Origin of the sequence: Parasphingorhabdus sp. DH2-15 (genome assembly GCF_051668705.1) — a bacterium.
Lineage (GTDB): Bacteria > Pseudomonadota > Alphaproteobacteria > Sphingomonadales > Sphingomonadaceae > Alterisphingorhabdus.
Map to the genome: position 1 here is coordinate 2,416,512 of NZ_CP196351.1, position 14,431 is coordinate 2,430,942.

The 14,431-nt window shown below is 52.8% G+C and carries 16 protein-coding genes; 8 read left to right on the forward strand and 8 right to left on the reverse strand.

Annotation, left to right across the window (positions count from 1 at the left end; genetic code table 11):
- Nucleotides 1–17: 17 nt before the first annotated feature.
- The 6 genes from dapB to ACR9YC_RS11240 all read left to right on the forward strand — a co-directional run bounded on the left by dapB (nt 18) and on the right by ACR9YC_RS11240 (nt 4,032).
- Nucleotides 18–746, forward strand: coding sequence for a 4-hydroxy-tetrahydrodipicolinate reductase (gene dapB, locus ACR9YC_RS11215; RefSeq protein ID WP_438727681.1), 729 nt, complete (start codon nt 18–20; stop codon nt 744–746).
- 32 nt (nt 747–778) lie between these two features.
- Nucleotides 779–1,852: a M48 family metalloprotease gene (locus ACR9YC_RS11220; protein ID WP_438727683.1), complete on the forward strand. Its 1,074-nt coding sequence runs from the start codon at nt 779–781 to the stop codon at nt 1,850–1,852.
- Nucleotides 1,853–1,892: 40 nt separating this feature from the next.
- A complete protein-coding gene (gene nth / locus ACR9YC_RS11225; RefSeq protein ID WP_438727685.1) occupies nt 1,893–2,576 on the forward strand; it encodes an endonuclease III in 684 nt (227 codons plus the stop codon).
- Nucleotides 2,577–2,664: 88 nt separating this feature from the next.
- Nucleotides 2,665–3,111, forward strand: a complete 447-nt coding sequence (locus ACR9YC_RS11230) for a hypothetical protein (protein ID WP_438727687.1) — start codon at nt 2,665–2,667, stop codon at nt 3,109–3,111.
- Nucleotides 3,101–3,502, forward strand: a complete 402-nt coding sequence (locus ACR9YC_RS11235) for a hypothetical protein (protein WP_438727689.1) — start codon at nt 3,101–3,103, stop codon at nt 3,500–3,502. The genes ACR9YC_RS11230 and ACR9YC_RS11235 overlap by 11 nt, the downstream gene beginning before the upstream one ends.
- On the forward strand, nt 3,502–4,032 hold the full coding sequence (locus ACR9YC_RS11240; RefSeq protein ID WP_438727691.1) for a L,D-transpeptidase family protein: 531 nt from the start codon (nt 3,502–3,504) through the stop codon (nt 4,030–4,032). The genes ACR9YC_RS11235 and ACR9YC_RS11240 overlap by 1 nt, the downstream gene beginning before the upstream one ends.
- Before the next feature lie 17 nt (nt 4,033–4,049).
- Here the strand turns inward: ACR9YC_RS11240 and ACR9YC_RS11245 are convergent, their stop codons facing one another.
- The 7 genes from ACR9YC_RS11245 to ACR9YC_RS11275 all read right to left on the reverse strand — a co-directional run bounded on the left by ACR9YC_RS11245 (nt 4,050) and on the right by ACR9YC_RS11275 (nt 11,600).
- Nucleotides 4,050–5,288 (reverse strand): dicarboxylate/amino acid:cation symporter, encoded by a 1,239-nt coding sequence (locus tag ACR9YC_RS11245; protein WP_438727693.1) that lies wholly within the window; start codon nt 5,286–5,288, stop codon nt 4,050–4,052.
- Between the two features lie 106 nt (nt 5,289–5,394).
- The gene (locus tag ACR9YC_RS11250; protein WP_438727695.1) at nt 5,395–7,188 is read right to left on the reverse strand and encodes an SLC13 family permease; all 1,794 of its coding nucleotides are present in this window, start codon (nt 7,186–7,188) and stop codon (nt 5,395–5,397) included.
- A complete protein-coding gene (gene aroC / locus ACR9YC_RS11255) occupies nt 7,185–8,255 on the reverse strand; it encodes a chorismate synthase (protein ID WP_438727697.1) in 1,071 nt (356 codons plus the stop codon). The genes ACR9YC_RS11250 and aroC overlap by 4 nt, the downstream gene beginning before the upstream one ends.
- 134 nt (nt 8,256–8,389) lie before the next feature.
- On the reverse strand, nt 8,390–8,755 hold the full coding sequence (locus ACR9YC_RS11260; protein ID WP_438727700.1) for a VOC family protein: 366 nt from the start codon (nt 8,753–8,755) through the stop codon (nt 8,390–8,392).
- A gap of 14 nt (nt 8,756–8,769) precedes the next feature.
- On the reverse strand, nt 8,770–9,588 hold the full coding sequence (gene fabI, locus ACR9YC_RS11265) for an enoyl-ACP reductase FabI (protein ID WP_438731783.1): 819 nt from the start codon (nt 9,586–9,588) through the stop codon (nt 8,770–8,772).
- Nucleotides 9,589–9,664: 76 nt separating this feature from the next.
- Nucleotides 9,665–10,573: a YihY/virulence factor BrkB family protein gene (locus tag ACR9YC_RS11270; RefSeq protein WP_438727702.1), complete on the reverse strand. Its 909-nt coding sequence runs from the start codon at nt 10,571–10,573 to the stop codon at nt 9,665–9,667.
- An 85-nt stretch (nt 10,574–10,658) separates the two neighbouring features.
- The gene (locus tag ACR9YC_RS11275) at nt 10,659–11,600 is read right to left on the reverse strand and encodes a DnaJ C-terminal domain-containing protein (protein ID WP_438727704.1); all 942 of its coding nucleotides are present in this window, start codon (nt 11,598–11,600) and stop codon (nt 10,659–10,661) included.
- A gap of 212 nt (nt 11,601–11,812) precedes the next feature.
- Between ACR9YC_RS11275 and pdxH the strand changes: the two genes are divergently transcribed.
- Nucleotides 11,813–12,391, forward strand: a complete 579-nt coding sequence (gene pdxH / locus ACR9YC_RS11280) for a pyridoxamine 5'-phosphate oxidase (RefSeq protein WP_438727705.1) — start codon at nt 11,813–11,815, stop codon at nt 12,389–12,391.
- On the forward strand, nt 12,388–13,230 hold the full coding sequence (locus ACR9YC_RS11285) for a PhzF family phenazine biosynthesis protein (RefSeq protein ID WP_438727706.1): 843 nt from the start codon (nt 12,388–12,390) through the stop codon (nt 13,228–13,230). The genes pdxH and ACR9YC_RS11285 overlap by 4 nt, the downstream gene beginning before the upstream one ends.
- Before the next feature lie 26 nt (nt 13,231–13,256).
- On the opposite strand, the gene ACR9YC_RS11290 is transcribed toward ACR9YC_RS11285, so the two are convergent.
- The gene (locus ACR9YC_RS11290) at nt 13,257–14,408 is read right to left on the reverse strand and encodes a serine hydrolase domain-containing protein (protein WP_438727708.1); all 1,152 of its coding nucleotides are present in this window, start codon (nt 14,406–14,408) and stop codon (nt 13,257–13,259) included.
- Nucleotides 14,409–14,431 lie beyond the last annotated feature (23 nt).

Consider the following 14,431-nt stretch of genomic DNA (forward strand, 5'->3'; position numbering starts at 1 on the left):
ATGCAGGACAAGAACTTATGACAAAAATCGGGGTGATCGGCGCTAAAGGCCGCATGGGCCAGGCGATTATAGTCGCTATTGATGACGCAGGGCTGGTATTGGCCGGTGGCGTGGATCAAGGTGATGATATCGCCGCATTGGCCGCCCAATCGGACATTATGATAGACTTTTCCGCGCCCGACGCGCTGGAAGGCAATTTGGATGCCTGTATAGCAGCAGGCACGCCCATTATTGTCGGCACGACAGGTTTGCAGGAGCGTCATCATTATCTGGTCGACAATGCCAGCCAGACAATCGCAATCTTGCAAACGGGCAACACGTCGCTGGGCGTCACTCTGCTCTCCGCTCTGGTGAAACAGGCCGCAGAAACCTTAGGGCCGGAATGGGATATAGAGATTGTCGAGACGCATCACCGGCACAAGGTGGATGCGCCTTCAGGGACAGCATTATTGTTGGGGGAAGCCGCTGCCAAAGGCCGCAATGTTGATCTGGCCGCCGTGAGCGATCGCGGCCGTGATGGCATTACCGGTGCGCGTAAAGAGGGAGATATCGGCTTTGCATCACTGCGCGGCGGCAGCGTCGCAGGGGATCATAGCGTATTGCTGGCAACCGAGCATGAGCAGATAACATTAAGCCACCGCGCAGAAAATCGCGCGCTGTTCGCACGCGGCGCAGTAAAAGCAGCCATCTGGCTAAAAGACAAAACAGCGCAGCGCTATGCCATGTCTGACGTTTTGGGGCTGTAACGAGCAAAATATAGTATCTTAGAGGGGCAAAGATGAGCAATTTAAACGTTGATGAGGCCACACAGGCCCATATTCAAATCCTGGGCAAAGAAGCGCTGGAAAAGTCTGCCAATTATACGATTGGCAATCATTGGTTGATCTTGGTCGGGCTATTGGTCTCGGCCCTGATTACATGGATCATCGTGCGCTCCGGTTTGCTAGATAAAGTTGCTGCACGTTTTGGGGAAAAGAGGCGCAAACTTGGAACCTTTCTGACCTGCACTGTCTTCTTTTTATTGTCATCGATACTGTCTCTGCCCTTTAGTATTTATACCGATTGGGCACGCGAACACAGCTATGACAGATCAGCACAACCTTTGTCGGATTTCCTGATACAAGGGTCGATCGAAACAGTGATTACAGCTGTGCTTGCAGGACTGTTTTTTCTAGGCGTCTATGCGCTGATCCGTCGTACCGGCAAACGCTGGTGGCTATGGTCTGGCGGGCTGGCTGCAGTGGCGGTGCTCAGCATCCAACTTCTGGGGCCTACGGTCATTGCGCCATTGTTCAATGACTATACACCATTGCCAGAAGGCGAAGTGCGCGTGGCACTCGAAGAAATGGCCGCGGAGGCAGATATCCCCGCCGATCGTATTTATGTTTTTGATGGCTCTCGCCAATCCAACAATTTCACGGCCAATGTTGCAGGCATAGGCGGATCTGCACGCATTGCGATATCTGATGTTGCTCTGAAAGATGCTTCTCTGGACGAGGTGAAAGCCGTGACCGGTCATGAGATTGGCCATTATGTTCTCGGTCATGTCTGGCGCAGCGCCTTTGTTGTGCCGCTGACCATTATCATCCTCTTCTTCCTTGCCGATCGCTCTTATCCATTTTTCGCACGCCTGTTCGGCAGTAGCGCAAAGCTGCAGGAAGCACGGTCCATCCCGATATTGCTGTTCATCGTCTCTTTGTTTGGCGTCCTCGCCACGCCTGTATTCAATGGTTTGACCCGCATAGGTGAAGACCGCCGAATATCGCTATCCCTATCCGCATCCGGTGCAGGAGTTTCTGTTCTACACCCACCCTTCTGTCGAATGGCGCGTGCGCAATGCGATGGAGCATAAGGCAAAGAATCCTTAAATCTGACAATCGGGCATTTGTCGCATGAAAAAAGACGATATCTTTGAGTTTTACAGCCGTCTGGCGGAGCTGAATCCAGCGCCGGAGACGGAGCTGAATTACGGCAATGTCTATCAATTGCTAGTGGCGGTCACCTGTTCTGCGCAATCAACCGATATTGGGGTCAACAAGGCGACCGCCAAATTGTTTGAAGAGGTGAAAACGCCGCAGCAAATGGTTGATCTGGGGCTGGACGGGCTGAAACAGCATATCAAAACAATTGGCCTGTATAATAACAAAGCCAAAAATGTGATTGCGCTGTCCGAAGCGCTCATCCGCGATCATGATGGCGAAGTGCCGAATGACCGTGATGCACTGGTTGCGCTGCCCGGTGTTGGCCGCAAAACTGCCAATGTTGTGCTCAACTGCGCCTTTGGGGCAGAAACGTTTGCCGTCGATACGCATATTGACCGGGTTGGCAACCGCACAGGACTGGCCCCCGGCAAAACCGTGTTGGCAGTTGAAAAGAAGCTGGAAAAGCACACGCCGAAGCCCTTTCGCGTTGGGGCGCATCATTGGCTGATCCTGCATGGCCGCTATATCTGCAAGGCACGCACGCCTGAATGCTGGCGCTGCCCCGTTGCGGATCTGTGCCGGTTTAAGAAAAAGACACCTGAACCGAAGACTGCAACCAAAAAACCGACGGCAAAAACGAAAGCACCAAAATGATATTGGCGAGATATTTCGCGTCATTCAGGAACGGCTAAGCCAGTGACACGTTTATTGGTGATGAACATGTCATGATAAGGAATATCCTATGTCCATGAAGCCGCGTTTACCCTCTCGATATTTTCTGGCACCTGCTATTGCCGGATTGGCTCTCATGGGCGCAGTGGCATCTGTTTCCGCCAATGCAGAAGATAAGAAGCAGCGCGAGAGCGAAGCCCCCGCGGCAAAAACCATTGGTGAGCCACAAACATGCGTTCCACTGCGCAATATTCGCAGAACCGAAGTGCATGACGATTATACCATTGATTTTATCATGCGCGGCGGAAGGACATATCGCAACAATTTGCGCGCGCGTTGCCCTGGCCTCGCTTTTGAAGAAGCGTTTAGCTATTCGACATCGATTAATCAGCTGTGTCGGTCCGACATCATTACCGTTTTGAGCCAAGGCGGACCCGGGCTTTTCCCACGTGCCAGTTGCGGGCTAGGCAGATTTCAGGAAATTGAACTGATCGAAGATGATGCCGATGACAGCTAAAGGGCTGTTACTAGCACCTGCGCTTACGTTGCCATTGGCGGGCATTGCCGCCCTTGTCTCAACGGCTATGGCGCAGCCGCTTCCATCGGCTAAGCAAAAAGACGAACCAGAAAATTCCTGCCTATTGGTGCGCAGCATTCGCGATCACCGTGTTCCGCAAAAAGGCGTGCTGGAATTTCGGGTTAAAGCCAATAGCTATGTTAGAGTGCATTTTCGCGATGAATGTCGCGGCCTGAAAAATAGCAGTCAGATAAGCTATCGCTCGGTCAGCAGCAAATTGTGCCGTGGTGATGAAATCCGCATCCTCGCCTCTTTGGGCAGCAGCGCTGACGTCACGGACATTTGTTATGTGACAGGCTTTAGCCCTGTTGCTGCGCAAGGCGATCCGTAATGAGAGCGATGCGGATAGCCGCTTTGTCCGGCCTGTTACTGCTCGCCGCCTGTCAGACCAATTCCGCCTCTGATGCACCCATTGGCGGTGCGGCAGCGATTGCCAAAGGGCTGATAGCGGACAAGATATTGGTTGATAAAAGCGAGCGCAGCTTGGTGCTTTATAAAGAGGGTAAAGTGATTGCCCGATACGCGAATATCCGTTTCGGCGATCAACCCATTGGCCATAAGCGTTTTGAAGGCGATGAACGCACACCCGAAGGCACCTACACCATTGACCGGCGCAACCCGAACAGCATTGCCCATCTTTCACTTGGCATATCCTACCCCAATGAAGCTGACCGCGCCTATGCCGAGGCACGCGGTCAATCGCCCGGCGGAGATATCTTCATTCATGGCCAGATGAATGGCTGGGGTGATGTCACCCTGCCCTATGACTGGACCGATGGCTGCATAGCGCTCAGCGATGCAGAAATGGACGAATTATGGCAATTGGTGCCTATTGGCGCGACGATAACAATTCAGCCCTAACAAGGCTGCCCAGTCATCTAAATATCGTCAGCGCTGATCATCTCTTCGCGGTCAATCTCACCCGTCAATGCAGCAACTGTTGTGGCGACAGCGGCATCACCTGACACATTGGTGGTGGTGCGCATCATATCCATGATCCGGTCCACACCGGCAACAAAAGCGATTGTTTCTAGCGGAACATCAACCGCGCCAAATACCAGCGCCATCATGATGAGACCAGCACCGGGGATACCCGCCGCACCAATGGCCGCCAGTGTCGCCAATATGGAGATAAGGAAATAATCGCCCCAGCTAAGATCAACACCAAAAATCTGTGCGCCAAACAATGTCGCCAGCCCCAAATACATGGCGGTGCCGTTCATATTGATCGTCGCACCCAGTGACACGACAAAGCTGGACACGCTGGACGATACACCCAGATTGCGCTGCGTACAGCGCAGAGTGACGGGCAAAGTAGCGTTTGACGAAGCCGTGGAATAGCTGACCGCGATGGCATCAATAATGCCGCGAAAGAAATCGACAACCGGCAATTTGGCAATGAACTTGATCATCGCCGAATACATGACGATGATGATCAGCAAGCAACCAAGATAATTCAGGCCGACCAGCTTCGCCAGCGCCAGCAATGCATCAAGGCCCAATGTGCCTGCGACCCATGCCATCAAAGCGAACACGCCAAAAGGCGTTAGTTCCATAACGATTAGCGTAACCTTTTGCATCACAATGGCGCCGCTATCAAAGATCTTGGCAAGCGGTTTGCCGTCTTCATCAGCCATCAAAATGCCGATACCAATAAGCAAAGCAAAAACGATGAGCGGTAGCACGCGCACATCTGCCATGACCTGCACCGGACTATCAGGCACGATAGACAGGATCATATCAATAGCGGTTGTTTCATTAGGCGGTGGCGTTTCGCCTCTGGGGATGGCACTGGTATCAAGACCTTCGCCCGGTTTGATCATCGTGCCCAGAAACAGGCCAAGCCAGACCGCAATCTGGCCAGTAATCACAAACAGAAACAGGGCACGTCCGCCAACGCTACCCAATTTGCGGATATCGCCAATGGCCGCCACGCCAGCGACCAGCGAGAAGAAAATCAATGGTACGACCAGCATCTTGATCGCTTTGATGAAGAAATCACCGATCCATTTTATGCTTGCGGCTTCTGGCCCCCAAAAATAGCCAGTAATGATACCCAAAAACAGCGCAGCAATTACCCGCTGCCAAAGTGGAATGGCGAACCAAAAGCGCAACATGAAAGTCCCCTAAAAAGCTTTAGCCTGTTCTAGCGCAGAATTGCTGTGCCGCAAGGGCATGAAACACAGAATGAAAACGGGGTACGGTTTTTTCAGTAAAAGCAGATCACATCATCAGAAAATATATCGTCAGACAGGTCGAGAAGCCGACCCCGATGGTCAATGGAATACCGGCCTTGAAAAAGTCCGTGAAGCGGTAATTGCCCGCCGCATAAACCAACGTATTGGTTTGATAGCCTATAGGCGTTGCGAAACTGGCCGATGCGGCAAACATAACCGCAACCACCAGTGGACGCGGATCAATTCCCAAATCCTGCGCCAGACTGATGGCGAGCGGCGTGATGATAATCGCCACTGCATTATTGGTCACCATCTCGGTCAGGATTACAGAGATCAGATAGATAACAAAGATCAACGCGAGCGGCGGAATATTGGCGAGCACGGGGTGCACTGTCTCCACCAGCAACTCGACCGTGCCAGCCTGTTGCAGGCCAAGCCCAACCGCCAACATAGCAAAGATGAGCACCAGCACATTGCCATCAATGGCGCTCCATGCTTCCTCTGCATCAATACACCGCGCCAGCAGGATTGCGCCAACGCCCAATATTGCTGCGACGGCGATAGAGACTATGCCCAGCGCAGCCATCAGCACCACTGCTGCCAGTGCCCCAATTGCAATGGGCGCACGGTCTCGGCGAAAGGCACGCGTTTTTGTTTCGACAATGCCGAACAAATTGGGGTTTTCATACATGCGGCGAATATCGGCATTGCTGCCGGTCACCAACAAACGGTCCGCGGCATGAATGCGGGCATTGGGCAGGTCAGAGCGCGGCAAATTGCGATAGCGCGTCATCCCCAAAATGCGCACATTAAGCTGGCTTAAAAAAGGGATATCAAATAACCGGCTGCCAATAGCAGGGTGGCTTGGCGCTATCGTCGCCTCAACCAGTGACTCCCCCATTGGGCCGGCATCACCTTTGCGCACGATCCCTATTTTGTAATTGGTATTGCCGCGCAGGGAGATCAGCTCCTGCAAATCCATGCGCGTAACGATGATATCACCGGCCGAAAGCACAACATCTTCGATATTATGCCGATAGGTTCGTTCAGCCGTTTTTACAGCTGTAATCGCAACACGGGCACGCTTGGATACAGGCAGATCACTGACCTTCTTACCCTTAAACTCCGATGCATTGCGGACGGTCAATTCGGTTAGAAAGTCCGATTCATCACTGCCCGGCAGCATAGAATCCGCTTGTCCGTCGGGTAGTAACCATGAACTGAAAAAGATCAGCATCAAAACGCCAGCACCCGCCGCGACCAAGCCAAAAGGCGTAATCTCGAATATACCAAAGGCTTCCATACCGGAATCTTGCGCAACCGCATCAACAATCAGGTTGGTTGATGTACCGATCAGCGTGGTCGTACCGCCCAATATGCAGATGAATGAGAGCGGTATCAGCAGTTTTTTTGGCGAATATCCCGTCTCTTTGCCCAATTTCAAAATGATCGGGATCATTACCAGCACGACCGGCGTATTGTTCATAAAGGCAGAAGCAACAAAGGCGCCCAAGAACATTTCTGCCACGGCCAGGCGCGGCCGCTTTTTTGATCGGCGAATAATCATATCCGCAACCGCATCAATCGTGCCGGTGCGCAGCAACGCGCCGGACAGCACGAACATAGCACCAATAGTGATTGGCGCTGGGTTGGAAAAGACGGAAAATAAGCCTTTGCTATCGATAATGCCAAAGAACAAAAAGGCGCACGCCCCCAAAATGGCGACAACTGCGGCTGGAAAACGCTCAGATATAAATCCGGCAAACATCAGCACCAGTATGACCAGACCGATATAGGCCGACCACTCGGCTATAATCGCGCGGATGGCCTCAAGGATCATCCGCACTGGCCTTGATGCAGCAGCTTCTGATCGGCCAGCACCAGTGCCATCATCGCCGCGACAACCGGTGTGCCGCGAATGCCGACACAGGGGTCGTGCCGGCCTTTGGTGACAATCTGCGCTGCTTCGCCATCGCGCGTAACGGTATCAACGGGCGTGAGAATTGAGCTGGTTGGTTTAAAGGCCACGCGGCACACAATAGGCTGACCTGTGCTAATACCGCCCGCCGTGCCCCCGGCATGATTGGTCATAAATTCGGTTTTTCCATCCGCCCCGGGCCGCATGGCATCGGCATTGTCTTCGCCAGACAGACGCGCGGCAGCAAAGCCATCACCTATTTCTACGCCTTTGGTGGCATTGATGCTCATCATCGCTGCGGCCAGTTCGCTGTCCATCTTTGCATAGACAGGCGCGCCCCAACCTGCGGGAACCCCCGTCGCCACGCATTCCACAATTGCGCCCAAAGAGCTGCCCGCTTTGCGCGCAGCATCAACCTTTTCTGCCCAACGTTCCGCTGCTGCAGCATCAGGGCAGAAAAACGGGTTCTGATCAATCAGCCCAGCGTCAAATTTGGCGCGGTCGATACTATCGCCGCCCAGTTCACACACATAGGCTGTTATCGTCACGCCATCGATAATTTTGCGCGCCACTGCGCCCGCTGCCACCCGCGCAGCCGTTTCGCGCGCGCTGGACCGTCCGCCACCGCGATAATCCCTAAAGCCATATTTCTGATCATAGGCATAATCCGCATGGCCGGGGCGGTATTTCTGCGCGATGTCGCTATAGTCTTTTGATCGCTGATCGGTGTTTTCGATTATCAGGCTAATGGGTGTGCCCGTGGTTTTGCCTTCAAACACGCCCGACATGATGCGCACCAGATCAGCCTCTTTACGCTGCGTGGTATAGCGCGACGTGCCGGGTTTGCGGGCATCCATAAAGGGTTGGATAAATTCCTCATCCAGTGCGATGCCCGGCGGGCACCCATCCAGCACCGCGCCCAAGGCAGGGCCATGGCTTTCCCCCCAAGTGCTAAAACGCAAGAGCCGTCCGAAACTGTTAAAACTCAACTACCGTCCCCTGAAATCCCGCACTCTTAGAAAAGTGTGCAGGCCCTGCTTGTTTATTGCGCCAAGCATGCAATTTGTTCAAGGCGCATCTTTAGAGTCTCAACCTATTTAATCTATCCCATATTACAGCAACGCTATTGCCGAATTGGCGCCATGAATTCGAGGCGATTGCCAAAAGGGTCAAATGCAAAAAAGCGTTCAAGGCCGCCAACATCACTGCCCTCTTTAACCGGAAGCTGCGCCGCCTCAATCCGCTCTCGCAAAGGTTGTAAGGCATCTATCTGAAAAGCGGTATGCGCTTTGGTCGATGGCTTAAAATCCGGATCGATGCTGATATGTATCCGCACCGTGCCCAGTTCAAACCAGCAACCGCCACTGACCTTTTGCTCATCGGGCTGCTCAACCTCCGGCAAACCCAAGACACCTTCATAAAAGGCTCTGGCGCGCGGCTCTTCGCCCTTAGGGATGACCAGATTGACATGGTGAATAGCGTTAAACACAGCGCAGCCCTCTCTTATTTATCGAGCGCGATATCCGGCGCGTCTTCCTGTTTCATGCCCACCACATGATAGCCCGCATCAACATGCAGATTTTCACCCGTCACGCCCGATGATAGATCCGAACACAGATACAGCCCGGCACCGCCAACATCATCAATGGTCACATTGCGGCGCAGCGGCGCATTATATTCATTCCATTTCAGAATATAGCGAAAGTCACCAATGCCACTGGCGGCCAGCGTCTTGATCGGCCCTGCGCTAATGGCATTAACGCGGATATTGCGCGGCCCCAAATCATTGGCCAGATACTGCACACTGGTTTCCAGCGCAGCCTTGGCAACGCCCATGACATTATAATGCGGGATCACCTTCTCCGCGCCATAATAGGTCAGCGTGACAATGCTGCCCCCGCCTTGCCCGGTTTCAGGGTCATATTCGGGCATCATCTTTGCCGCGCGCTGTGACACAGCGACCAGGCTATAGGCAGAGATATTCATCGTCATCAGGAAATTGTCGAGACTGGTATCAACATATTGTCCGCGCAGCTCATTCTTGTCAGAAAAACCGATGGCGTGAACGACAAAATCCAGACTGTCCCATTTGTCTGCCAATGCAGCAAAAGCCGCATCAAGATTATCCATATCGGACACATCGCACGGGATTAGAAAATCGGAACCCAGCTCGTTCGCCAATGGGCGAACCCGCTTTTCCAAAGCCTCACCCTGATAAGAAAAGGCCAGCTCTGCGCCCGCAGCGCGCAGTTTTTTGGCAATGCCCCAGGCCAGTGATTTCTTATTGGCCAACCCCATGATCAGGCCGCGCTTGCCATGCATTAACTGGCCGGATCCTGATAAAATTGCATCTGTATCTGTCGTCATACTCTCTCACCTAAAATATGCACTGTGCTGGTCAATCTGCTTCATCAGAAGGCCGATGACGCGCAAGTGCGGCATTTAACTCCGCTCCAGTGACCATAGCCAAGCCGATGAGAAAAAAGAAGATAAGACTGATCATTACCCCTGCAAGGCTGCCATATGTCAGATCATAATTGGCGAAGTTGGTCAAAAATACCGGCAACAGCGCCACAAGGCCCATCCAGAACAGCGCAATCAACAGCGGGCCGGGCCATATCGGGCTTTTGCGTTGGCGAAATTCACGCGGGGTCATGGTGCGGAACATCAGGTACAAAGCACCAAACAAAAGCAATGTCGTCGCTAGCTGGCTGAAAGCAATGACGCTAAGCGCCGATGACGCAAAGGGGATCAGACGATCAATAAATTGCTGTGCACCCTGCAACATGACTTGAGCGCTAAAAGCCAACATGGTGACCAGCACAGTGATGATCGTCGCCAATATCGCACCGAGCCTATAATGCCAGAAAGGCCGCAAGTTCAGGACTTTATATGCGCGGCGGATAATATCCCTGATCGTTTCAATCAGGCTGGCAGTTGTCCATAATCCCACAGCGACCGAGAACCATAGCAAGGCCCCAGTACGTGCGGTTAATGCTGACTGCACTGGCTCTGACAGAGCGCGTGCCACGGATGGCGGTAAGGTTACCAAAAATGCTTCGACGGCTTCATAGCCATATTCTGTCCGGCCAAAAGCACCCGCAACGGCCGCTGCAACAATGAAGAAGGGGAAAATGGCCAATAGGCTAAGATAGGCAAAATTGCCTGCAAGAACAAAACCATCTTCATAGCTTTGCTCAACCACGTCGCGCAAAATAGCTATAGTTCTGGCATAACCGCCCACCGGCTTTGCGCCTTTTGAATCAGATTGTGTATCAGATAGCGTATCCTGTGTGGCTTCGCCCATCTTTGCTGCCCCTTTGGCGATAGAGTAGCGTCAGCCAGTAATGCTGGTCAATTTTTTGATGCGCCTCATCACAATTTTTGCTGATTCAGCGCTGCATCTCACTGCGTGGATCATAAGCCGGTTGCCAATCTTTAACAAACTGGGCCAAAGCATAATCATTGTCAGGAATATCAATGCGCAGTGTGATGATAAGGTCACCACGCGTGCCCGCTTTGGTATGGAAACCGCGGTTTTTCAGTCGCAATTGCTGGCCGCCATTCATCCCGGGTTTGACCGTCAGGTTGATCGCGCCATCAGGGGTCGGTGCACGCACCTTGCCGCCTTCTACGGCTTCTTTCAAAGTGATGGGCAGTTCCAGCAAAACATTGTCGCCATCTTTGCGGAAATGTGGATGCTTGCCCAGCGTTACGGTAACGATCGCATCGCCAAAACCACCTGGCCCTGCTTGCCCCTTGCCCGCCAGACGGATTTTGGTGCCTGTCTCAACACCTTTGGGCAATTTTATGCTGACAGTCTTGCCATCAGACAGGGTTACCGTTTGCGGCGCCAAAGTAACGGCACTGATAAAATCCACCATCAGCTTATAGCCAGTATTCGCACCTTTTGCAGCACTATGGCCGCGACCTGCTGCACCAGCGGACCCGCGAGAGCCACCGCCGCCAAATAGCCCGTCAAAAATATCACCAAAATCGATACCATCATTACCAAAGCCGCCAAAATCAGCGCCTCCAGTGCCGGCTTGCCCATGACTGCGATAGCCACCACCACCAAAGCCGAAAGGCGCAGCGGGGTTGCCATCCATATCAATCTCGCCACGATCAAATTGCGCGCGCTTATCTTTGTCGGTCAACAGATCATAGGCCCGTGTCACCAAAGAGAATTTCTCTGCCTTCGCGGGATTGTCTTTGTTATAATCGGGGTGCAGTTCCTTAGCCAGTTTGCGATAGGCACTTTTAATGTCCTTCTCGCTCGCGCCTTTTTGCACGCCCAAAAGCTGATAGGGGTCATGCGCCATGATAGTTGCCATTTGCCGTCTCCACAAAATCCCTTAACCCAGCATAAGCCGATGTATCTATTATAGATTTGGTGGTGGTTTTCTCCACGATCAAGAGTTCGCTCTTCCTTTTTTACAGCGCAGCACTATGTCTTTGCCTATGTTCCGGTGTCTACTGTCTTACTGTAACAAAACAGTTAAGGTCAACCATCTTGCCGTAACACCCTGTTGCACGGAGAAACAGCATGTCAAATTTGCCGTTCACATTGTTTGATGACTGGTTCGCCAAGGCAAAAGCCAGCGAGCCCAATGACCCCAATGCCATGGCGCTGGCCACTGCCAATAGCAAAGGTGCGCCATCGGTTCGCATGGTTTTGCTAAAGGGACATAGTCCGCAAGGCTTTGTTTTCTATACCAACACCCAAAGCCGCAAAGGCGAAGAGATCAGCGCCAATCCGCAAGCTGCTTTGCTCTTTCACTGGAAATCACTGCATCGGCAAATACGTATTGAAGGCGCTTTAACGCAGGTCACTGATGATGTTGCTGATGGCTATTTTGCCAGCCGGGCACGCGATTCCCAGTTGGGCGCATGGGCTTCCGATCAGTCACGCCCCTTAGACGAACGCGCCACGTTTGCGGCACGGCTAGAGGCATATCGCCAACAATATGAAGGGCAGGATATTCCCCGACCTCCACATTGGACCGGTTTTTGCCTTACCCCGCAGACGATCGAATTCTGGGAAGATCGCGACAATCGCCTGCACCATCGCCGCCAATTTATTCTGAACAATATGCAATGGAATGAAGGATTGCTCTACCCATGACCGATAGCATGAACCTACCGAACAGCCTGTCCTATTGCCATATTGATGCCTTTGCGAGCAGGCCCTTTACGGGCAATCAAGCGGCAGTCATGCCTCTGCAAAGCTGGCCAGATGATGCAGTTTTGCAAGCCATTGGCGAGGAGAATAATTTTGCGGAGACTGCGTTCATTTTGCCGGATGCCAGCGGCGAAAGCGATTATGAACTGCGCTGGTTCACTCCTGAAGTAGAGATCGCACTTTGTGGCCATGCGACGCTGGCAAGCGGGCATTATATCTTAAAAGACCGCCCCGATCTCGATCATGTCACATTCCGCACGCGTAAAGCCGGAATTTTGGAAGTGCATCGCGATACCTCTTTGGGGGAACATGCTTATCGCCTTGCCCTACCATCTTACGCACCTGCACCAGCTGAACGCGCATCTTGGACAGATTTACTGGGCGCAGAGCCAATCGCACGGGAATATCATCCCGGGCGATATAATATATTGCGCTTTGCCACAGCCGCAGATGTGCTGGCACTATCGCCAGACTTAAAAGCATTAAAAGCCGTCGGTGATGACCAGTTTATCTGTACAGCGCCAGGAGACGGTCATTCCAGCGGCGCTGATGTGATCAGCCGGGTTTTTGTTCCCGGTGGCGGTGTAGATGAAGACAGTGTGACGGGCAGCGCCCATGCCGTTTTGACGCCTTATTGGGCCAAGCAACTGGGCCGTGACAGCTTTACTGCCTATCAGGCGAGCCAGCGCGGCGGATTGGTCGGTTGCCGGCTTGACGGTGAGCGCGCATGGTTATCAGGCCAATGCTGCACTATTGTAGAGGGCACATTTTACCTAGGCTGAGATAATATTTGCGCAGATATTGGCGCTTACATGGCTGCCAATATCTGACCCATCTTGATATGCACTGGGCGCAAGACATTGTCCTGCGTCTTGCCCAACCGAACCATGGTAACCCGCTTATTGGGTGAGACGATAATTTGCTGTCCCAAATGCCCTAACATACCAAAGATGTTGGCGGGGCCATTATCTGGAAACATCACTGTGCCACGCCCTTCCGGTCGTTTGCGATTAAGCCATATATGGCCCCCATAAGCAGGATCAGTCGCAGATGGCGTGAGCATGAAATCAACATATTCGCGCGGCAAAACCTGGCTGCCATCAACAGCGCCGCGATTGCGCAAAAATTCGCCAAACTTCGCCCAGTCCCGTGCATTGGCGTGAATCAGGCTGCCGCCCAACATGGTGCCTGAAGCATCATATTCAGGGAAGAAACTGTCTAAGCCCAATGGTTCCGTCAAGCGCCCGCGAATAAAATCAGCCATCGCCTTTTGGCGTATTATCGGGTCTTTGCTGTTCGTCAATTGGCGGGTAATTATGTCTGCCAAAATGACGCTGGTATTGGTGCTATACTGATATGTCTCACCCGGCACAGCCGTCAGAGATTTGGCCTTGGCATATCCAGCGGCATCACCCGCACCATCGGTAAATAGCGCGCGCACTTCATCAGAGTCATAGGGTGGATCGCCCGCTTCGACATGCTCCAGACCAGATGACATATGCAGCAATTGGCGCAAGGTAATCGCGCCGCGCGGGTCGCCGGGGCGCAGCCATTCAGGCACTGGTGCTGGTTCATCAAGCACCAGCTGGCCATCTGCCACCATGATGCCAATCAGAACGCCCGTCACCGTTTTTGCCATGGACCAGCTGATGAAACGCGTCTCAGCATCATAGCCTGGGCCATAACGCTCTGCGACAATCTTGCCATCCTGCATAATCAGAACGGCCCGCGTCTCGGAATATTCATCTTCTTCGAACAAGGGCGCAACCGCGCGGGCCATAGCCTCAGCGCTCATATTATCTGCATCGGCAAAATTGGCTTGCCCCTGTGCAGGGTCTTCCTCTGCAATGGCGGAACCGGACAGGGCGATAAAGCCAGTCGCTGCAACGGCCATCAAACCAAAGCCAATAGCCCATCCAGATTTGGAGAGCATGGCTGATCTTAGATTGAGAGAGGTCATTTGCAGGGTTACTTTCTGTAATT